We start from the raw sequence: 22,637 nt of genomic DNA, 5'->3' as shown, positions 1-22,637 counted from the left end.
AACCCGACGTCGCGCAACGTAGCTCGCACACAGAGCGGTCAGGTCGAAGCGAATGAACAGCCCGGAGGCGAACGAGTCGGCGCCGACGGGCATAGTGGCCAGGCTAGCGTGCATCCCGGGAAGACGGTCGGATCGCGTCCGTCGCCGTGCTGATCAGCGAACGCCCGGAATCAGGGCGGGCGCCGCCCGGTCTACCGTCGAAAAGCGTTGAATCAGTGCACGCTTCAGGGCAGAACCGGTGGTGAGCGGAGGGGACGAGATCCCATGCGCGGCATCGGCTTCGGCGCTCACGGCCGCCCTGAGCATGATCATCGGCGCGGCATCGATTTCCGGCGAGCGTCCGCCTTGCGCCGTTTACGGCAGATTCAAGGATCGAGGGCACGATCAATGGAGGTGAAATGCCGAGGAGGCTGTCAGAATTGGCGACTGTGGACATCGACACGAGCAAGCCACACACCGCCCGGATGTATGACTGGTACCTCGGTGGCAAGGACAATTACGACGTCGACCGCGAACACGCTGCACGGGTAGAGAGGGTGTTCCCGTCGGTCGGCGTCGCCGCTCGGGTGAATCGCGGATTCATGCATCGCGCCACGCGCTTCTTGGTCGAACAGGGCGTGCGGCAGTTTCTCGACATCGGGACCGGAATCCCGACCGAGCCGAACCTTCACCAGGTCGCGCAGACGGATGCACCCGAGTCACGGGTGGTGTACGTCGACAACGATCCCACGGTCCTGGCACATGCGCGGGCACTGCTGGCCAGTAGTACGGAGGGCCGCACCGCCTATGTCGATGCCGATGTCACGACACCGCAGGCGATCTTGGACGCGCCCGATCTGCGACGCACGCTGGATTTGACCAGGCCGGTGGCGGTTAGCCTGATTGCGTTGCTGCACTTCATCCCTGACAGTCAGAGGCCGGCGCAGATCCTCGCGGCCTTGATGGATGCGGTACCCTCGGGCAGCTACCTGGTTCTGAGCCACGCGACAAGAGATTTCGATCCGGACACATTCGCCAGGATCGCGCAGATCTACGCAGACGGCGGGATTGCCGCCCAATTCCGGTCGCGGGCGGAGTTTTCGGCATTCTTCACCGGTTTGGAGCTGGTGGCACCGGGTGTGGAGGTGCCGCACAGGTGGCAACCCGAAGCGACGAACATCGAGGGCGACAACTTGGACGCGCGGGTGTCGTTCTATGCGGGGGTGGCGCGCAAGTCATAGGCCCGACGGCCCGTGCAGAAAGCCGACGCAGCCGCGCCGCCGCCGTCTCGGCCGCGCGGCCGGGCGGGCCCATGTTCGTTCTCTGCACAAGGGCATCGATTCATCGGGTCGGGCTCAGTGCGCGGCGCCTGCTCGGCCGGTCACCACAGAACTCCGCGCCCGCAGTTCCGCGGCAGCAGTGTTCAGTACCGACTGGATTCCAGCGCTGAAGATCGGTTCCCACACCGCCGTGAGCAGTCGGCCGCCGAATGAGGTATCGACCTCGAATCGGGTCGTCCAGCGCACCCGGGTGCCCTCCGCCACCGCATCGAAGATCACGCACCCCTCCGAACGGGCCAGGGCGGGAAACGAATCGGTGATTCGATACCGGACATACGACGGCGGGACGTAGTCGACCACTTGCTCGGTCAACCGCAGCAGAGGGGAGCCGATTCGCCGGACCGACCCGGTGCCGTGCTCGGCAACATCACCCGGGCGTATTCGCCGGACACCCTGTACGACAGGTACCCTGCGGTGGTTGGAGACGTCTGTAAGCCATTCGAACACATCCGATATCGGTGCCCGAATAATGCATTCCACATCGACCGTGCGCATCGGAATCACCGACCATCCGCGCCTGGTGCCAGGAACCGGACAGCAGACCAACGCTGCTTGATTTTCGAGGCTCCGCCTCGAGTTTCCGATCGAAAGTGCCGCATCCGGACAGGCCGGCGATACCTACTCATCCGCAGCCTCCGTCAACCGCATTCGCGGCCACGACAACGACGTCTCACCGCGCGGACCGACCACATAGCCCGGATAGCTTTGGTGAATACCGGAGTTCAGGAATTCCTCGATCTGTGCGAGGAAACTGGGATCGGAGATCAGCCCCACGAGTGCGATACGATCCGGCGATACCACCCCGCTGCCGGTGCCGATCTCGGCCGCCGGATCTCCGGCCGCATCGGCGCCCTGGCTGTCACCGACCAGGGCGACGCGTGTCGATGCGCATATTCGCGCCATATCGGCGACCATGGCACGCGCCTTGTCGAGAGCCTCCTGCTCGGAGCGGCCATAGACGTCACCTTCCCAGGGAAAGGCGGTGGCGGTCAATGCGACATTATCGACACGCACATCGCCCGGCAAATCCTCCAAGGCGGCGGCGAGCATGCCCCGGCGAGGCTCATCAGCAGAGGTCTCCCAGGTCCCCGGCACGGTCACAACGTAGCGTCCGGGACACTCTCGCTCAGGTGATCGTGCGTGCGCGGGCCCGGCCGTCCCCGCGACAGCGAGGGCGATCGCGGCCAACAGGGCACCACCGAACCTTTTCGCGAACCTCACCGACGCGCAAGTGCGCACGCTATCCACTCTCACCACTCCTCGTCGAGCTGAGGCGCATACTGACCACAACGCCTCCATAGAAGAGAATCGCCATTAACATACCAGAGGTGGACAGCGTCGTGATCACATCTGGACAGATCACAGATCCTGCTGCCACACTCCAACCGAACCACAGCGAGCAGCGGTCTCTACTGGATAGAACGCCGTCGATGGCCTGCTGGTTCGAGGTAAACTACACACGGTCGGCCGCATAGGATCGCCCATCGGCGCCGCTCACCTTTCGGTAAGCCATATGAGACATGGAATGCCTAATCACTTCTACGTGCGCGGCGCGGTCCTCTCAATCGCTTCGGATGCCACTCGGGCAATGCGCTCGGCCTGCACCATTCGGCAATCGTCGTCAGCGGGAAGTTGCCGACAGGACTGTTGCCGCGCCGACCCGCATAGGGCCACATAGACAGACTGTCGAATCCGGGCGCCAGAATGACAGCCGCATGGAGGAACCGGCGAATCGTGTTGAACCATCTCGTCAAAACCGATCGTCGACCGCGGCGATCCGGACGATGACGGCCTTCTCCACCCGAAGGTATATCGCAACAAGCTGGTCCGCACTGATCGTGCGCCCGTTGTCCAGCCACCACACGATCGTATTTGTCAGTATTCCACCGACCGCGCTCTTGATCCAGGCGTAGGTGGACGACGTGCACTGGCACACAAGGCAACTCAGTGGCGATGCGAGTTCCTGGATTTCACAGTCGAACCACGCACTGCCCCCCGGACCCAGAAATGCGCGAAACAGTCGCTCGTTCTCGGCCACCCGATCGAAGAGCATGCGCAATTGCGGCGCACGCTCTTCCACCGAACACGCATCGGCCTGAACAATCATCCCCAGCGTGTCGGAGAATATACCCTCGATGAGATCTTGCTTATCGCGGTAATGACGATAGAAGGCTGTACGAGTCACGTTGGCCCGTTCAGCAATATCCCCGACGGTGACCGCGTCGTAGCCGCGTTGCTCGGTCAATTCGACCAGAGCATTCCGAAATGACATACGAGTCATGCTGCCACGCCTGTTCACATTGTCGCCCGACATCGTACTCATCCTTCGCAATGCGGCCGCCGCGACAGATCATGAGCTGTCGCCTTCTCAATCCAGAGCCTGCCGATCAGGATGTCGACGGGCGCAGCACACCGATGATCGGACTGACTTCCTCGCAATTCAATCCATGGTGCGATGCTTCCTCCCGCAAAGTTTCGATCCCCACCGTCTCCCATACATGCTCGGCTGTGAAATCCCGTACGACGCGTTGTCCCTCGTGTACCAGATATCTCATCGTCCAGCGCTCGGCGGTGTCCGACGCCGGCTCCCCCGCGATCCTGACCTCGGCGATATGTTGCCCGATGCGCTTCTGCGCGATGGTGAACTCGGGCACCGTCACCGGCGTCGACAGCGGCATGTACTCGACAACCACCGGCGCACCCGCAGGAAGGCGAGATCGGATATTCGCCCAGAGTTCATGGCGCACGTCCGGATCGAGATAGCCGACCACTCCCATCATCGACACCGCGCCGATTCGATCCGGCCAGACGATATTTTCGGCTCGCCCCGCCTGCACAGTGACACGTTCGAACGCATTATGATGGGAAAGGATCCTGGAAACAAGCGCCGCCCGCATTGCCGGCGACGGTTCCACCGCGTGAATGGCGACATCATCCACGGTTTCCGCTATGGCCATTGTCGACAGTCCACTCCCGGCGCCGATATCCACGATCGGAAGGTCGATCGGACCTGCCGCCCGGAGAGCTGCGACGAGAAATTCCCGTTTGGTTGCCCAATGGGGCGCCGCCATCACGTCATAGAACTCAGCGGAGAGCGCGTAGGGATCATCGGTCAGCACTTCGGGAGACATGAGAAATACCTGTTCTTTCTTTCCACCGGCCGCCGGTCGAATATGTCGCAACAGCGGAGACACCGGAGTCGAGAGGGTCACGCACGATAGCGGAGTTGATAACACGAGCCGGCGACTTCGCGTCGATTCGCCGCCGCCGGACGCCGGCGGCGGCATTCCCCGATCCGACGGGACATCCACCCGAGCAGACCGAAAGCGCCGGCCGCGGCGGAGGATCGAGATCACCGACCGCGGGTCCATGATCCACGGCGCGAAGAGTGCCCGACATCGATCCGCTCGCCCGACGCGCCAGACAGCGTGGCAGACGACTGCCTGCTCGGTAGGCCACGATCACTCTCGCCTCCACAGACCGGGTTCCACGCCGCGGCGACAACTCATCATGGAGAATGGGAAGTTACTTATCGTGACCTCGGCAGACTTCCGACGAGCTTTGCGGCGCAGGAGAACATGACACCACAACCGCTCGACGCCGTTCGCGAGTTCGCACATACTCGCAGGTAAATAGGCCACGTTCTTCTTACGTCAGGTAGCCATCGCAGCCGCAAAGGTCACGCGGTGTCACTTACAGCAAAACGCGCCTGACAGCCTCCACCTCGACATACTCTCAGATTACTGAGTAACTTATGACCGACCGGTGGGACTTGTCCGACCGGAGGGTGCGCAATGTCGGGCACCGCTCGAACTCTGCGCGCCTCGGTCGTTCGGCCGCGCTTGGAGAATCATGAGTACACCCTCCGTCGACCTGACATCCTCACGGCCGGTTGGCATTTCGGTGCCACAAGCGTTCACCGACATCGCCCGCCGGCATGCACAGAACGTCGCGGTGCGGATCCGGACGCACGATGACGAAGCGGAGTTCACCTACTCGGTTCTGGCGGAACATATTTCGCGGCTTTGCTCGACAGCGTTCGCGACGCTGCACCCGGGAGAGCGAGTTGTCCTGGCACTTCCCGGTGGTGAAGATTTCATCGCGGCCTTCCTCGGCGCGCTCCAGGTAGGGGCGATCCCGGTCCCGGTCTATCTGCCGTCGGCCCACGACCCGCAGCGATACCTCGCCCGTGCACAGGGCGTCATCGCCGACTGCGCGCCCGCTGCCGTCGCCACGACCACGCAGATTGCCGCAGCAGTCGACAAAAACGCTGTACTGCACGAACTTCCAGCGGTTCTCGTCGACGATCCGGAGTGCGCACACGGCGACGGCAACCGGACTCCGCGCGCCGGGGACTCGGCGGCACCGGAGGCGGTCGCTTTCATCCAATACTCGTCCGGCTCCACCGGCCGCCCGAAAGGTGTGCTCAACACTCATGCCTCGATCCTGCGGCAAGTCGACGTGGTGAGTTCGATCTGGAACGCGCCCGAGCCGATGCACACCGTCAGCTGGCTTCCCCCGTACCACGATATGGGCCTGTTCTGGGGACTGCTCGTCCCGCTGCTCACCGGTGGTAGCGCGACCTTGATCCCCCCGCACGACTTCGTTCGTGATCCGCGGATCTGGCTCGCCACCGTCTCCGACGTTCGCGGCAACTGGATCGCCGGGCCCGACTTCGGCTACCGGCAGTCGATCACGGCGTTCCACCCCGACGACGTCGAAAACCTCGATCTCGGATCGTTGCGCATCGCCAGCAACGGCGCCGAACCCGTACGCGCGGATACGGTCCGCCGGTTCACCGAGCATTTCGCGCCGGCCGGCCTCGCAGATTCCGCTATGTGCCCCCAGTACGGCCTCGCGGAGGCCGGCCTCGCTGTCAGCGGTACCACCGTCCGGCGCCGATGGCATCAACAGCGCTTCGATGCCGACGAATTGCGCTGTGGCCGTGCGGTGCCCGTGGATCGCGACGACAGCCGCCCCGCTCGGACTGTGGTCAGCTGCGGCAACTCCACCCTCGGTTGGGACGTGCGGATCGTCGACCCCGACAACAGCCGCACGCTCCCCGACGGCCGGATCGGCGAGATCTGGATCGCCGGACCCGGCCTGCCGATCGGGTACTGGCAGCGCGAAACCGATACCGCACAGGTGTTCGGGGCGCACACCCACGAGGGTGCCGGACCGTTCCTGCGCACCGGCGATGCCGGATTCCGGCTGCGGGATGAGCTGTACATCACCGGCCGATATCGGGACCTGATCATCGTCGGCGGAATGAACCACTTCCCCAACGACATCGAGACCACGGCGGAGTCGGCGCACGATGCGATCGCACCGGCGGGCACATGTGCGGTCCAGCCGGAATCCGGCGACCAGTCCTGGGTCCTGGTTGTCGAAACAGCCGGTCCGGAAGCCATTCTCGACGACATCGGCCGAGCGGTGCACCGGCGGATCCTCACCGAGCATCGGACCGCACCCGAACGCGTCATCTTCGTTCCACCCAAGACGCTCCCGCTGACTACCTCAGGAAAGATCAGGCGCCGCGAGGTGGCCGCGCGCGTGTCCGGCAATTCCCTTCCGGTCTTGTGGGAGACGGCCGCCGCGGCCGTGGGGAACCCTCGCCGATCCGATACCGCACGGTTCGTCGCGGCACTGCTCGGTGTCCGTCCCGATGAGCTGGACGTGGATGCCGACCTGGTGGGCTACGGGTGGACCTCCGCGATGACGGCACAGCTCATGTCCTGGGCCGCCGAACGCGACAGCTTTCCTACCTTCGCCGCGCTCTATACCGAACCCACCGTTCGGCGATGGGACGACCTGATCGAACGCTGCCGGACCACATCCGCACCGACTCCGGTCCGCGTGCTGACCGGCGGCGAGTCGGGCACGACGCGCACTACCGCTCTGCAACGAGCGTTCTGGATCGGCCGCGACGCTCGGCAACCGCTCGGCGGAGTCGGTTGTCGGACGTATTTCGAGCTGCGGGGCTCAGGGGTGGACCCCAGCCGGCTGCATGACGCGCTGCGAGAGTTGGTGTGGCGACACCCCATGCTGCGCGCGCGGTTCCCCGGCCCGGACGAGTGCATCATCGATCCGGCATCGAACACCGTCGATCTGCCGGTGCACGACCTGGCCGGAGATGCGGACCGGGAAGCACATCTGCGCGCAGTTCGTGAGCGACTGCGTGACCACCGCTTCGATCCTGTCACGGGCGACTGCTGGCGCATCGAATTCACCCGCTCCGGAGAAGCGACGATCATTCATCTCGCCGTCGACATGACGATCGCCGATGTGACCGGAATCGGAATCCTGGTCGCCGATCTGGCGGCCCTGTATCGCGGCGAACAGCCCGGTGCCCCCGGTGGCCTGCGGATCGAACCACCCGCTCCGGAACCATCGCGCCCGGCCGGGCAGTCCGCCGACACCGGTTCCGCACCCCAATTGCCACTGCGGACCGAGGCGGGTCCACACTTTCGCCGACTGAGCGCCCATCTGTCACACGATGTCCTGCGCGGGCTCGACACCGCCGGCCGGGCCGTCGGAGTGACCCGCGCGGTGATTCTGCTGGCAGCGTACGAACTCGTGCTGCACCGGTGGTCCACGGAGCCGCAATTCACCGTCACCGTCACGACAACGGGCAGGACACCAGCGACGGCGCACACCGTCGGCGACTTCACCGCGCTGCACACGCATCACAACACCGATCCGACCGGCCGGTCGTGGGCCGAGTACATGCGGGACACGCAACAGGCCTTCCGCGCGAACCTGCCCGACCTCGATTCGGGAGTCGGCCGGTGGACCGAGACCACCCTGCGCCGCTCCCCCCTCGTGTTCACCTACGCAGCCGATCACCCCGTCATCGACGCCGCGGCACTGTCCACCCTGGGCTCGGCGCGACACATCAGCTCCACCACCCCGCAGACCCTGATCGACAACCAATGCTGTCTGATCGGTACCGAGGTCCAGCTGTCCTGGGACTTCCGCGCCGGCCGCTTTCCCGCCGGTGTCGTGGAGGACATGTTCGACAGCTACCTGCACCTGTTGTCGACCCTGTCGGCCTGTGATTGGCACGAGCCGGCGACGGTGGACATACCGCCACACACCCGGCGCACCCGGGCCGACGTGAACGCCACCGACGGCCCGATTCCCGCAGGTCTGCTCTACGACGCGTTCACCGAATCGGCCGCGTCGGCACCCGACCGACCGGCCCTGCGCTGGTCGGCAGACGAATACCGGCAGCGACCAGCCCTGCCGGCCTGGTGCGTCCCCGCGCAGCCCACCTGCCTCACCTATGGGGAACTCGACAGGTACGCACGGGCTTTCGCGTCCGAACTTCGCGCGCATCATCAGCCGGGCGCCGTCGTCGGTATCCGGCTTCCCAAGGGGCCCGGCCAGATCATCGCGGTACTCGCCACCCTGATGGCCGGCTGCACCTATCTGCCCATATCCACCGACCAGCCACCGCACCGGCTCGAACGCATCAGCAGCCGATCCGGTATGCGCGCACTGGTCCACGACGACGAATTCTGCAGCGGCGCAACCACACTCGTCGGCGTCACCGGACATTCCATCGACATCGCACCCGGCCACCTGCCGGGGCCACCCACTCGCGTCGATCCCGCCGCGCCCGCGTACATCATCTACACCTCCGGCTCCACCGGTGAACCCAAAGGTGTCGCGATCTCTCATAGCGCCGCGCTGAACACCATCGTGGATGTCAACCGCCGCAATGACATCGACGGTCGCGATGCCCTGATCGCCCTGTCCTCCCTGGATTTCGATCTCAGTGTCTACGACATATTCGGGCCGCTCAGCGTCGGCGCGACGATTGTGACCATCGCCGATGACACCCGCCGCGACGCCTTCCGCTGGTGCGAGTTGATCCGCGCCTTCGACATCACCGTGTGGAATACGGTTCCGGCGCTGCTGGAGATGCTGCTCACCGCCTGCGGCCCCCATCGGCCGCCACAACTGACCGTTCTGCGCCGAGTTCTGTTGTCCGGCGACTGGATTCCACTCAACCTACCGGCCAAGCTACGGGCGCATTCCCCGGACGCACAACTGGTGGCGATGGGGGGTGCCACCGAGGCAGCGATCTGGTCCAACGAATTCCGGGTCGACGATGTCGACCCGCACTGGACATCCGTGCCCTACGGCCGTCCGCTCACCAATCAGTGCTATCGCGTCGTCGCGCCCGACGGCCGCGACCAGCCCGATCTCGTGCCCGGCGAGCTGTGGATCGGCGGCACCGGGGTAGCGCTGGGCTACCACAACGATCCGCACCTGACTCAGCAACGCTTCCACGAAGATCGCACCGGCCGGCGTTGGTACAAGACCGGCGATCTGGGCTGTTACCTCCCCGACGGTGTCCTGGTGTTCCTCGGCCGGGCCGACTCCCAGGTGAAGATTCGCGGCCACCGCATCGAATGCGGCGAAATCGAACAGATCCTGCGCACCCATCCCGCCATCGAGAACGCGGTGGTGGTGCCGATACACGACCGAACACGTCTGGGGTGCCTGCTCGTGACCGCGGCAGGTTGCCTGTCCGACACCGAGGAGATCCGCACCTACGTCGCCGCTCGTCTGCCCGGATACATGGTGCCCAGGGTTTTCCGTCAGACCGCGACCATTCCACACAGCGTCAACGGCAAAGTCGATCGCCGCGCGGCTGCGCGCAGCCTGGAACAAGGCGTGTCATCTCTTCCCGCCGAAGGGATTTCGCCGACGGAACAGTGCGTCGGCGAGGTATGGGCGCAGGCGCTCGGCGTCGCACCGCAGACGCTGCGGACCGACTCGAAGTTCTTCGACAGCGGCGGCGACAGCCTGCGCGCCACCGAGGTCTGCCGCGTGTTGTCGGCCCGCGGCGTGCTCGGGGCCGATGTCGAACTGCTACTGACGTCGCCCACCCTGCGAGATTTCGCCGCGCACTGCGTGATGGGCAACGACTTCCGCACGGCCGCAGCAGATCCCAGAACACCGGATGATGCCGTCGGCTCGGGCCCCTTCCCGCTGACCCGGCTGCAGCAGGCCTACGTCGTGGCGGCCGGCGGCCTGCGCGGCGTCCCGCGGGCGCCGACCGCCCTGGTCGCCGTCCTCGGTGCGGCCACCACAGTCCCCATCGACATCAACCGCTTGGAGGGCGTACTGACAGCGGCAGTGCGCGAGTTCGATATGTTGCGGTGCCATCTCGACACCGATGTGGCACAGGCGGTCGACACCAACGCCTGGCCCGTCCGGATCGAGCGGATCGGCGATGTGCCCGACGACCCCGATTCGCTGACCGACCATCTCGCCGGTCTCCCGATGCCGATGGACCGGCGACCTCTGTTGCGGTGCTATGCGACGAATTCCGAGCCGCGGCACATCGCATTGCTCATCAACTACCTCGGATTGGACGCACGCAGCCTCGATACTGTGATCACCGCGATCATGGCCGATTACGATGGTTCGCCACGCCCCGTCCGGATAGCCGCGCGGGCGGATGTCTTCCGCCGTTTCGCAACCACCGCGATCGCCGAAACCCGCACCGCGGCACCGGCGCCACCGCCACCACACCTGCCGCCGTCGTGGTCGGCCACCACGACCGACGGCACTGCCGTCGGAGCATTCACCCGCCGCAGCTTCGTCCTCACCCCCGCGGAATCCACCCGTCTGCGCAGCCTGGCCACGGCCGCCGACGTCACGGCGACCGCGGTTGTGCTGGAAGCCTTCACCCACACGCTGTACCGACACGGGAGCGGTCCTCGTTTCGCGGTGACGATTCCCCGAGCGCACCGACCCGATTACGCACCGGTCCACTGCGAGGTTCTGGGAAATTTCACCCGGCCGTATCTGTGCGAAGCCGACTACGCCGACCGATCGCCCGGATCGGAAGCGGCCGTCGCGGACACGCACCGCCGGCTCAACGCCATCGTGGCCAGCGCCACCGACGGCACCGCCCAGATCGCCGAGCAGCAACTGCGGGAACGGCAGCCGGGTTATCCCGTCGTGTTCACCAGCACCCTCGGGCTGTCGAATCGCCGTGCCGCCGAATTCTCGCTGAACCTGGTCCGCACCCTCACCAGAACTCCCGGGGTGCTTCTCGACTGTCAGGTCGAGGACTACGACGAGGGAATCAGAATCAGCTGGGACACCGCCGACTGCGCCGTACGGGCAGCCGAAACCGCCACGGCCTTCGATGATTTCGAGCGCGCTGTGCGCTGTCGCCTGCGGTCGCCCGCGACCACGCCCGCCACCGTGGAACACCATGATCGGGACGAGAACTGGCCGCTGCTGGTCATCGCCGCGGCGCTGCACCGGCTCGATCACGACTCCCACCGACCGGTGTCGGCTCGATATGCCCCGGTGGTGGCCCGGTGGCGCCGTGTCGCCGGTCACCAGCGGACGGCGCCCACCGATTCCGCCGCTGCCGCCGGCGCCCTCCTGGCCGAAATCGTCACCGGCACAGCGTCATACCATGCCCTCCTCGCTCATCCGCTGCTCGCTCCCGAATCGCTGTTGCTCAGCGACGCGCATGTTCGGCGCAGCATCGACACGCTGGCCGAGCGCGTCGTCGACCATGCCCGCGAGCAGGACCGGCCGCTGCGCGTCATCGAAATCGGCGGTCGCACCGGACACACCGCACAGCGGCTGCTGGCGGCGATGGATCCGGTCGTGGCGGACTATGTCGCTGTCGAACCCCATCCCGTCCTGCGCGCCATCGCCGCGGAGCGCCACATCACGGGAGTGCGGCACATCGGCCCCGACCAGATCGAGTCGGCCGAGCCATTCGACATAGTCCTATGCTGCGGTTCGATCCACCAGATGGACGACCGCGGTCGGCTCCTGTCCCAGGTGCCGATGCGGGCCGACGGCTGGCTGTGGCTGACCGAACACTGTTCCTACACCCCGGCGACCCTGATCAGTGCGGCGGTGATCGATCCCGATCTGCTCGGCACCCAGCCGCTCACCGCCGACCAGTGGTGGCATCTTCTGCACGACCGGGGATGGACGCCCACGACGATGACGGCGGCGGGACCGGGTGTCACGCTGTTCGCCCACCGCGCACAGCACCCTGTCGCCGACGGGGGTGGCGAGCCGAGGCCGCAGCATGCCCAGCCCACCGCGGGCGCACCGCCGGCCGACAACCCGGAGCTGGCGATACTGACCGATCTGTGGCAGCACTATCTCGGCGTCCGTCCGCAGCCGGGCGACGACTTCTTCCTGCTCGGTGGCGACAGTCTGCAGGCCACGCGGATCTACACCCGGCTGCGAGAACTCGGATACCGCCAGGTGGCCATGGTGGACCTGTTCAATCACCCGGTACTGAGTGCACTCGCCGACCATATCGGCCGGATGTCCCCGCTCCCGGGCGAACCGCCAGGGCCCGAGTCGCGCGGTCCGGCATCACCCGCACGCACCTATCCACTCACATCGGTACAGCGCGCGTATGCCATCGGCCGGCAGGCGGGGTATCTGCTCAGCGGCGTCGCGGCACACTGTTACTTCGAATTCGCCACGACCGCATTGGATTCATCTCGATTCACGACCGCCGCCACCGCTCTCGTCCGCCGTCATCCCGGCCTCCGGACCACCGTGAGCGGCACCGTCGCGACAGTCCACGACGACCCGATCGAGCCTGTGGTGCGCGTGCTCGACGATGTCCGTGCCGGCATGCGTGACCAGGTGATCGACCTGAGCGAGCGGGGCGGTCTCGATATCGCGGTGCAGTACCTCGACAGCGACCGGTCCCGAGCCCTCATCGGAATAAGCATGGACAACATGCTCCTGGACGGCGCCAGCATGATGACCGTCCTGGCCGAACTCGACCACCTCTACCGGGGTAGACCGATCGAGGAACTACCGCCGATCACGACGACCTTCGCCGATCACGTGCGCAACACAGCCCCTGACCCCGACGCCGCGAGCGATGGCGAACTCACTGCGGCACAGCAATATTGGCTGCGGCGACTGCACCATCTGCCATCCGCTCCCGCACTGGTGACACCCGACGCCATGGCCGCCGTGTCCACACCGCGTTTCGAACGGGCCCGAGCCCGTATCGCGCGCGATACCTGGGCCGAGGTAACGACCCGGTGCCGCAGCCGCGCGGTGACGCCGGCGGCCCTGCTGCTGGCGTGCTACGCACGGGTGATCGCGGCCTGGTCCGATACCCCCGACTTCTGCCTGAATGTCACGATGTTCGACCGTGCCACCGGCGAACCCGGTATCGACAACGTCATCGGCGACTTCACCTCCCTGCTGCTGCTGGAATGTCATGTCGAGCCCGGCACCGGAATATGGGATGCGGCACAGGCGATTCAGCGTCAGCTGATCTCCGACCTGGCACATCGGGCGGCCGACGGAGTCTGGGTGCAGAAACAAATACTCGGCCATCACGGCGATCCCGCCGCGGCGATGTTCCCCGTGGTGTTCACCAGCGGACTCGGGCTGCGGACCATCGACACCACCGCTGGATTCGGCTTCGGTGACCAGACTTTCGCGGTTTCCCAGACGCCGCAAACCCTGCTCGACTTCCAGGTCTGGGAGGACGGCGGCGCACTGCAGTTGTCCTGGGACCACGTCGCCCAGCTGATCCCCGAAGACACCGCGGTGCGATATCTCGCTCGGTTGTCGGCGACCATCGAGTCCGCCGCCACCGACACCGACCGGCCCGATACGCTCACCGACCGGATCCGCGGCATCTGCGCGGCGGTACTGCATCGCCCGTCCGTCGCGCCCGACGCGAACTTCTTCCAGATCGGCGGCGATTCGGTTGCCGCGACAGCGGTTGTCGAACGTGTCCGACGCGAGGCGGGCCCCGGCGCCACGCTGCGACTGTTGCTGGCACATCCGGTGATCGCGGATTTCGCCCTCGCGGTAGCGCAGGCAACCACCCACCCGACGGCGCGGCGCAGCGCCGGCAATCTCGAGGAGGGCGTGCTGTGAACGCCACCGAACTCATTTCCCACCTGCGCGCCCTCGGGGCGGACCTATGGATCGACGGTCCCGATCTGCGCTACAGCGCACCGTCGGGAGCCGTCGACAGCGAGATGAAGGCGAGACTGCGGGCACTCAAGCCCGAGGTGATAGCGGCACTGACCACCGAGAGCGCTGCTATCACCGATCCCGGCAATCACGATCAACCGTTCCCCCTGACCGATGTCCAGGCCTCCTATCTCCTCGGCCGCACTACCGCTTTCGAGTGGGGTGGCATCGGCTGCCACGGATATGCGGAGTTCTCGGTGGCCGACGTGGAGTCCCCGCGCGCACTGTGTCCGGACGATTTCCGCCGCGCCTGGTACGCGGTGCTGGGTCGGCACGACATGCTGCGCTGCGTCGTCCATCCGGAGGGGTATCAGCGCATCGAACTGGATCGCGGCACCGTCGGGGCACCGACCGGGCTGACCGTCCACATCGAGGACACGACGGCCGCGATCGCGGCGCGGCGCACGCGGATCACCGAGACGCTCGCCGAACGCGATTATTCTCCCGGGACCGGTCCGATGTTCGACCTCGTCGTCACCATCGGACCGGCGGATACCCTCGTACACTTCTCCGTCGACCTGCTCATCGCGGACTTCGCGAGTATCGCGCTCGTCATGCGCGATTTCGAGCGCGCCCTGCGCGACCCGTCGACCGAATTGCCCCGTCCCGCATTCACCTTCCGCGACTATCTCCTGAATGTGGCCCGCCACCGCCGCAGCGCCGCCGGCCGCGCCGAACTCGAACGCGATCGCGGCTATTGGGACGCCCGCCTGGACGATCTTCCGGCACCGTTGAATCTGCCGCTGCTCCCCCACGCGCACACCGCACCGCCGCACTTCAGGCGGCGGGCATTCGACATCCGCGCGCGCGAATGGGAACAATTCACCGGTCACGCCCGTGCTCGAGGCCTCACCCCCACCGCCGCGTTGCTGACCGCCTTCGCTCGAGTGATCGGACGTTACGGAGACAGCGACCATTTCCTGCTCACGCTCACGACGATGAACCGGCGCCCGTTCACCGACGTCGTGGACCAGATCGCCGGCGACTTCACCGGCACCCTCGCCCTCGAAATGGATGTCAGTGCGCCGGAACCGTTCTCGGCGACGGTGGCCCGCACCAGCGCGCGCCTGTTCGACGACATCGACCACCCCGGCGTATCGGGTGTGGAGATACTGCGAGAGTTGGCGCGCCGCGACGACAACCGCGGACAGCAGTCGCCGGTCGTCTTCACCTCCACCGTCGGTGCCGACCGCGCCCACCAGGAGCACGAGTCCCGTCCGCCCCTGCTGCGGCCGATCACCGGTCGCGGCCTCAGCCAGACACCGCAGGTCCTGCTGGACTGCCAGGTGATGGACGCCCGCGACGGTGTCGACATCCACTGGGACAGCCGGGCCGGGACCGTCCCCGACCTCGTGCTCGACCGCGCGTTCGGCGAATTCGCCGCAGCGATCGGCGACTTGTGCGCCGACGGTTCGGCGTGGGATCGACCGCTGCTCCCGCCGGTCTCTCCCCCGCCGACTCCGGCACCGGCCGGCCGCGGCGATCGGCTTCTGCACTCGGCACTGCTCGAGCAGGCGAACCGCGCGCCGAACGCCGTCGCCATCCGGCAGGGCGATGTCGCGGTCACCTATGGGCAACTGGTGTCGGCGGCCGAGCAGGTCGCCGCCGAACTACGCGGGCGTGGTATCGCCGACGGTGACCATGTCACGGTCCGGCTCGGCAACGGGCCACAGCAGGTCGCCGCTCTTCTCGGCGTCCTGATCGCCGGAGCGACCTATATCCCGTTGGATGTCCGCTGGCCGCAGGCTCGGGTGAACCGGATCCTCGAACAGTGCGACCCCGCGGTCCGGATCGAACCCGCCGGCCCGATCGCCCGGATACTCGAGCGCCCCGAGTCATGGCGACCGGACACGGCGCACGACAGTGCGGCTCCTGCTCGCACCACCGCGAGCGAGGCCGCCTACGTGATCTTCACCTCGGGTACGACCGGCGTGCCCAAAGGCGTGGTCATGGCTCATGAGGCAGTGGTCAACACCATCGACAGCATCAACGCGATGTGCGCGATCGGAGCCGATGACACCGTCCTCGCGGTGTCGCAGCACACCTTCGACCTGTCGGTGTACAACATCTTCGGAATCCTCGGCGCGGGCGGGTGCCTGGCGTTTCCCGATAGCACCGATCGGCCCCGCCCCGACGCCTGGCTCGAAGACATCGCGAAACACCGCGTCACCGTGTGGAATTCCGTCCCCGCGCAGTTACAACTCCTCCTCGATCAGCGGCGGCTCACCGGGGAACGGGAGGCATTGTCCGGGCTGCGCCGGATACTGCTGTCCGGTGACTGGATTCCTACCGCACAACCGGCCGAGATCGCCGACGCCGCACCGCAAGCGACGACATGGAGCCTGGGCGGCGCCACGGAGGCCGGAATCTGGTCGATCCGGCACCGCATCGACGAACCCCGCTACGACCGCAGCATTCCCTACGGCACGGCACTTCCGAACCAGAGCGTGCATGTACTCAACCATCGGGGCGAACCGGCCGCACCGTGGCAGATCGGCGAAATCTTCATCGGTGGAATGAGTGTGGCGACAGGGTATCTGGGTGACGAGGACCTGACCTCGGCTGCCTTCGCCATCCATCCCGGATCCGGGGAACGTCTCTACCGCACGGGCGACTTCGGGCGCACCGATGAAGCCGGCGTCATCGAGCTGATCGGCCGCCGCGACAACCAGGTCAAGATTCGCGGGCACCGGATCGAACTGGCCGATATCGAATCGGCCTTCGACGCCATCCCGGGTGTTTCGTCGGCCGTGGCCTGCACCCTCGGCGACCGTCCCCATCAGACGCTGGCGGTCGCCGTCGCTCCCGCCGCGGCACCGGAGGACGAGTTGCGCCACCGTGCCGCCGCCGAGCTGTCCGCCCGCGCCGCCGCGTGCGACATCCACCGGACCCACAGCGCGAACCTCGACGATGTCGCGGTCGCCCGATTCGTCACCGCCGCAACCGATACCGCACTGCGGAGTATGGCCGCGACACTGGCCCCAGCGCTTCCGCCAGGGCGTGCGCGCCCCTTCGACGAGATCGCCGCGGCACTCGGCACAGCGACCGAGCACCGCCCGTTGTTGCGCAGGTGGGTGCACACCCTCACGAACCGAGGATGGATGACCGGCCGGGAGGGCACGCTACTGCTGCACGAGCACCCCACGATCGAGGAGTGCGCCGAGGAGTGGGAGAAAGTCTGCGAACTCGCTCGTGCCATCGAGTACGGTGACCAGCTCATCCACTATGTAGGGCAATGCATGTCGACATTGCCCGGACTACTCACCGGTACGGCCGACCCGCTCGCGCTGCTGTTCCCGGAGGGGCAACTCGACATCGCACTCGGCGCCTACCGCGACAACCTCGTCAGTCGCTATCTCAACTCCGTCATCAGCGCCCAGATCCGCTCATACGCGGAAGTTTTCGATGAGACGCGGCCACTGCGGATCCTCGAAGTGGGCGCCGGCGTGGGAGGAACCACCACGGATATCCTGGCCGCACTGCCGCACCGGAATGTGCACTACACCTTCACCGATATCTCACCGTTCTTCCTCAACCATGCCCGTGAGACATTCGGCGGCGACATCGCCGAATATCGGCTGTTCGACCTGAATCTCGACCCGGCCGACCAGGGATTCGAGACCTCGGCGTTCGATATCGTCGTCTGCGCCAACGTGCTGCACAATGCCGACGACATTCCCGCGCGCCTGGTCGTGCTGAAGCGCTTGCTCGCCCCTGGTGGGGTACTGGCATTCATCGACTCCACCGCGCCGAATCCGGCGTTGATGATCTCCATGGAGTTCAAGGACGGCCTCACCGATTTCACCGATGTGCGCGGCAGCGGTGATTCCCCGTTCCTCACACTGGATCAGTGGAAGGAGGTGCTATCGGCGAGCCCCTTCGAACCCCCGCAGATCATGCCACCTGACGGACATGTCCTGGAACGCCTGGGCCAGCATGCCTTCTGGTGCCCGACATCCGCGCCGACCGCGGCACTGCGGCCGTCCCGGCTCCTCGAACAGGCCACCGATGTCCTGCCGTCCTACATGATTCCACAGCACGTGACCATCGTGCCGTCACTCCCGCTGACCGACAACGGAAAAGTCGACCGGAAGCGGATCCGGGTCGAGCTGCAGCGCGTCACCCGGGCCCGCGCCGATTCCGATACCGCCGAACCCCGCGGCGTCATGAGCGCACTGCAGACACGGATCGCCGCCGTGTGGGCGGATATCCTCGAACTCGGTGATTCGCATGGTCTTTCGCCCCGGTCGGACTTCTTCGCCCTGGGCGGAGATTCACTGCTGCTGGCCCAGGCCATCGGCCGAATCCGACGCGATATCCCCGAAGCGGCCGAATGCCTCTGGGACGAACTGTTGCGCGAACTCACCGTCGACCCGACAGTGGCCGGCGCCGAACGGGCGATCCTCGGCGCCGGCACCGCGGTGCGAGGGCATACCCTGGCGCCGTCACCGCTGGTCCGTCTCGGCGGACCCGATGCCGAACCCGAACCGCATCGTCCCATCGTGGTACTGGTTCACGACGGCAGCGGCGGATTGGCACCGTACACCGATCTGATCGCCGAACTGTCTGCGTATTCCGCGATCCCGGACCTCTACGGCTTGTGCCGTGTCCCTGGCGACGGCTACTCCGAGATCGCCCCCGGCCGATTGGTCGCTACGCTCGCGTCCAGATACGGCCAGGCCATCCGAGACCTGCGACCGGCACGCGTTCACCTGCTCGGATACTGTATGGGCGGACTGCTGGCCGTCGAGATCGCCAGGTATCTGCAGGAATCGGCGGTCGCCGTGGGCGGTGTGACCGTCATCAGCTCCTACCGCGTTCCCGTCGAGATCCACGACGACGACCTGCTCGACTACTGCTTCGCTCAGATCATGGGCGCGGACGTGGCAGACCTCGGGATCACGGTGCCCGACCGGGAGTTCTGCGACGCTTTCCTCCGCACCCGCGCGCAGTGCGGCGACATCATTCCGTCCGGGGCGCTGCGCTCGGTGGATCCCCGGCTCGGCCGGGCCCTCGCCGCCGGACCGCAGCCGGGCACACAGCGGATGCGTGTTCTCAGCCGTTCGGGTGTGCTGGGGAAGGACTGGACCCCCGAATCCCTCGTGGAACTGCGGTCCATCTTCACCCACAGCCTGCGGGCAGTCGCCACCGCGGACTACGCACCGTACCTGGGCGACATCTGTTTTCTTCGCCAACATGGCAACCTCCACTTCCTGCCACGGCTGCGAGACGATATGACCGACTTCTGGCGCGACCACTGCCTGGGCAGGCTCACCGTCGTCGATATCGAGGGCAACCACTTCGACTGCCTCCTCAACCCGCATGCGGCGGCGCTGGCACACCGGCTCGCCACATCATGGCGCGAAAGTCCCGGCCGATGAAGACGAGAATCCTGCTGCTGGGAGCCGGCGGCGCCACCGGCCGGACCTGCCTCGGCATCCTTGCCGCCGATCCGAATGTCGCGCTCACCGTGGCAGGCCGGAACCCCCGGCGGTTACGGGAACTCTGCGCCTCGCTCCCCGTCGTCTGCTGTTGCGAGACAATCGATTTCGACGCACTCGCACACGACGGAGTCACACTCGTCGAATTGGCCCTGCACGCGGACGTCGTGGTGAACTGCGCCGGACCATCACACCACCACAGCAAGTCCGTCGCCGCCATCGTCATGATGTGCGGTGCCGTCTACATCGATCCGGGACTGGACCGCGACACGATCGACCGGCTCAACCGATGCCGGCCCGCAGACGGTGTCGCGGTCGTGCAAACAGGTGTACAGCCGGGCATCTCCGAGTTGGCCGTGCGCCTGCTCGCACAGCGCCTCGGCGGTCGAGCCGACAGCATCGTGGCCTGGTGCGGTGGTCTGCAGCCGCTCACTCGGGCCGCCGCGGCCGACTATCTGGCCGGCCTCACCATGGCACACGCAGGCCCGGTGGTTCGACGAGCCGGAGTTCCGGTCCGGATGCGGCCCACGGATGCATCGCCACCGCCGCCCGGCGTGTTTCCACCGTCGGCACGTGGCCGAATACACCTCGATGCCGAGACGGCCGCCGCCGGTGAACACATCGGTGCTGCCGATATCGAATGGATGAACATGATCGATGGCGACCGAACCGAACGACTGATACAGAGCTACTACGGCGCTACCGGCCAGGCTCCGACCACCGCCGCCGAAATCGACCGGCTGTGCGCGGCTGCTACCGCCGATCTCTTCGGCCGAGAACAGTATTTCGCTCTTCTCGTCCGGGCTCGACGCGACGGCCGTACATCGAGTTTCCTTCTGCGGGCGAGGGACAGCTATGCGGTGACCGGCGCGACCACGGCGTGGGCGGCGACCCACGCGCACTCGCTGCCCGCGGGCATACACCGGCTGGCCACGCTCGATTCGTCCATAGCGCTGGTGGAGGATCCGCAGCTGTCGGCCACCGCGCGCGTACACATCGCCGACTCGACTACGGAGCAAGCCGAGCGTCATGACAGCTACGAACAAGGGCTGCTGTGATGGACCACCACGACCAGCCGGATGCGATCGTCGTCGGCTCCACCTTCGGAGCGGTCTACGCCGAGGCTCTGGCAGCGCCCGAATCTCCGATGCGGTTGGCGGCGCTGGTCGCGACGGGCAGCGCGCGTTCGACAGAACTGGCTGCCCGCCTGGGCGTACCACTGTTCACCGACCTCGACGACCTACCCGAAGTCGGTATGGCCGTCGTCGTGGTCCGGTCCGGAATCGTCGGCGGAACGGGCAGCGCGATCAGTGCCAGGCTCCTCGAACGCGGAATCCACGTCCTACAGGAGCAGCCCGTACACACTCGCGAGATACTCGAACTGTCGAAGGCGGCGGCACAGCACGGCGCTCACTACGCGGTCAACGACTTCTACGGATCCACAGAGCCCGCGCGCCAATATATTCGGCTCGCGCAACGCCTTTCACGCCTGACGCCGATCCGCTACGCGCACGCGCGCTGCGCGGTCCAGGTCGCCTACCCACTGTTCACCATGCTGGCCGAGATCATCCCCCGCCTGGTTCCCGCACACGTCGATGCGCTACCGGCACAACGGAAGACACCATTCGCCCAGGTGCGTCTGACACTCGACGATGTGCCGGTCGACCTTCTGATCGACAACACACTCTGCGCGGAAGATCCCGACAGCTACATGCGCTTGTCGCACGAGATCACCATCGGAACCGATGCCGGAGAATTGACACTGACCCACACTCATGGGTCGACGGTGTGGCGACAGCGACGACACCACACGAGCGCGGACCACGTCGTCAGCGAAGTGGTGGGCCGGCCGTTCGAGCCGACCGTTTCGCAGATCTACCGAGACCTGTGGCCAGAGGCGGTCCGGCACGCCGCGACAGCCTTCGTCCATGCCGTACACACCGGGCGAAACCCGATGTCACAGCGGTTCATCCGCGCAACCGAACTGTGGACGCTGGTCACCTCCGCCATCGGACCGCCTACCCTGTTCGCACCTCTGGACATGCCATCACTCACCGCGATGGGATTCACCGCGTCATGACCGTGCTGATCCAGGATCTGGCCGGGCCGGTCATCCGTCCCCGGCGCACCGTCATCGTATTTCCGCACGCCGGTGGAAGTCCGCGCTATTTCTCCCCGCTGGCGCGCTCACTGCCGGCCGGCATCGCCATGTACGGCATCACCTATCCCGGTCGGGACGCACTCGGTGGTGTCGCCGCCCCGCCGTATCTCACGGATCTCGCCCGAGACTGCGCCGCGGCTATCAGGCCGCTGATCGACGCGGGACCCGTTGTGCTACTCGGCCATTCGATGGGCGGCTACATCGCCTTCGAGGCCGCCCGGGACGTGGAGCGGTCCGGCCGCACCATCTCGCAATTGGTGGTCAGCGGGGCCGACGCACCGCCGGCCCGTGCTGCCGGAAGCTGGCACCACGCCTCCGACAGCGATCTCGCCCGACATCTCGGGCGATTCGATTCCCGTACCGCGCAAGCCCTTTCGCAACCATCGTTGCGGCGCCTGCTGCTCCCGGTCATCCGAAGCGACTACCGGCTGGTCGAAGGCTACCGCGCCGCGGCCGATGACACCGTCCACTGCCCGCTGACCGTCATCTCCGGCACCACCGACCCGGAAGTCGATCTCGGAAACCTGCCGATGTGGAAGTGCCACACCAGTGCAGAATTTCGATTACGCACCTATTGTGGCGGACACTTCTCGTTCATCACCGACCCGGCCCTGACTCGCTCCTACTTGGAGCTTGTGACGACCGATGTTCGACAACCAGGGACCCGCGCAGACCCGTAGGTGCCACCGGAACCGG

General features: G+C 66.2%; 10 protein-coding genes. 6 read left to right on the top strand and 4 right to left on the bottom strand.

Going from position 1 to position 22,637, the window contains the following annotated elements:
• Nucleotides 1–428 precede the first annotated feature (428 nt).
• The gene (locus tag IRT45_RS13035; protein WP_309240932.1) at nt 429–1,220 is read left to right on the top strand and encodes an SAM-dependent methyltransferase; all 792 of its coding nucleotides are present in this window, start codon (nt 429–431) and stop codon (nt 1,218–1,220) included.
• Nucleotides 1,221–1,334: 114 nt separating this feature from the next.
• On the opposite strand, the gene IRT45_RS13030 is transcribed toward IRT45_RS13035, so the two are convergent.
• From IRT45_RS13030 to IRT45_RS13015, 4 genes are all read right to left on the bottom strand, one after another.
• A complete protein-coding gene (locus tag IRT45_RS13030; protein WP_194806103.1) occupies nt 1,335–1,814 on the bottom strand; it encodes an SRPBCC family protein in 480 nt (159 codons plus the stop codon).
• A 123-nt stretch (nt 1,815–1,937) separates the two neighbouring features.
• Nucleotides 1,938–2,618: a cutinase family protein gene (locus tag IRT45_RS13025; protein ID WP_194806102.1), complete on the bottom strand. Its 681-nt coding sequence runs from the start codon at nt 2,616–2,618 to the stop codon at nt 1,938–1,940.
• A 451-nt stretch (nt 2,619–3,069) separates the two neighbouring features.
• Entirely contained in the window at nt 3,070–3,633 is a 564-nt protein-coding gene (locus IRT45_RS13020; protein WP_194806101.1) for a TetR/AcrR family transcriptional regulator, read from the bottom strand.
• 73 nt (nt 3,634–3,706) lie between these two features.
• Nucleotides 3,707–4,531 carry a class I SAM-dependent methyltransferase gene (locus tag IRT45_RS13015; RefSeq protein WP_309240931.1) on the bottom strand — a complete coding sequence of 275 codons (825 nt, stop codon included), beginning with the start codon at nt 4,529–4,531 and terminating at the stop codon, nt 3,707–3,709.
• A gap of 640 nt (nt 4,532–5,171) precedes the next feature.
• Between IRT45_RS13015 and IRT45_RS13010 the strand changes: the two genes are divergently transcribed.
• Genes IRT45_RS13010 through IRT45_RS12990 form a run of 5 tightly spaced genes read left to right on the top strand, consistent with a single transcriptional unit; the run spans nt 5,172 to nt 22,621 of the window.
• Nucleotides 5,172–14,240: a non-ribosomal peptide synthetase gene (locus tag IRT45_RS13010; protein WP_194806100.1), complete on the top strand. Its 9,069-nt coding sequence runs from the start codon at nt 5,172–5,174 to the stop codon at nt 14,238–14,240.
• Nucleotides 14,237–19,720: a non-ribosomal peptide synthetase gene (locus IRT45_RS13005; protein ID WP_194806099.1), complete on the top strand. Its 5,484-nt coding sequence runs from the start codon at nt 14,237–14,239 to the stop codon at nt 19,718–19,720. Before IRT45_RS13010 ends, IRT45_RS13005 begins: the two co-directional genes overlap by 4 nt.
• Complete coding sequence (locus IRT45_RS13000) at nt 19,717–20,838, top strand: saccharopine dehydrogenase NADP-binding domain-containing protein (protein WP_194806098.1); 1,122 nt, start codon at nt 19,717–19,719, stop codon at nt 20,836–20,838. The genes IRT45_RS13005 and IRT45_RS13000 overlap by 4 nt, the downstream gene beginning before the upstream one ends.
• Nucleotides 20,838–21,860 carry a Gfo/Idh/MocA family oxidoreductase gene (locus IRT45_RS12995; RefSeq protein ID WP_194806097.1) on the top strand — a complete coding sequence of 341 codons (1,023 nt, stop codon included), beginning with the start codon at nt 20,838–20,840 and terminating at the stop codon, nt 21,858–21,860. The genes IRT45_RS13000 and IRT45_RS12995 overlap by 1 nt, the downstream gene beginning before the upstream one ends.
• Complete coding sequence (locus IRT45_RS12990; protein ID WP_194806096.1) at nt 21,857–22,621, top strand: thioesterase II family protein; 765 nt, start codon at nt 21,857–21,859, stop codon at nt 22,619–22,621. The genes IRT45_RS12995 and IRT45_RS12990 overlap by 4 nt, the downstream gene beginning before the upstream one ends.
• Nucleotides 22,622–22,637: the final 16 nt, after the last annotated feature.

The organism is Nocardia sp. BSTN01 (assembly GCF_015354405.1).
In the GTDB taxonomy this organism is placed as follows: Bacteria; Actinomycetota; Actinomycetes; order Mycobacteriales; family Mycobacteriaceae; genus Nocardia.
The sequence above is the reverse complement of the archived record's forward strand: the minus strand, read 5'-3'. Positions and strand labels throughout refer to the sequence as shown.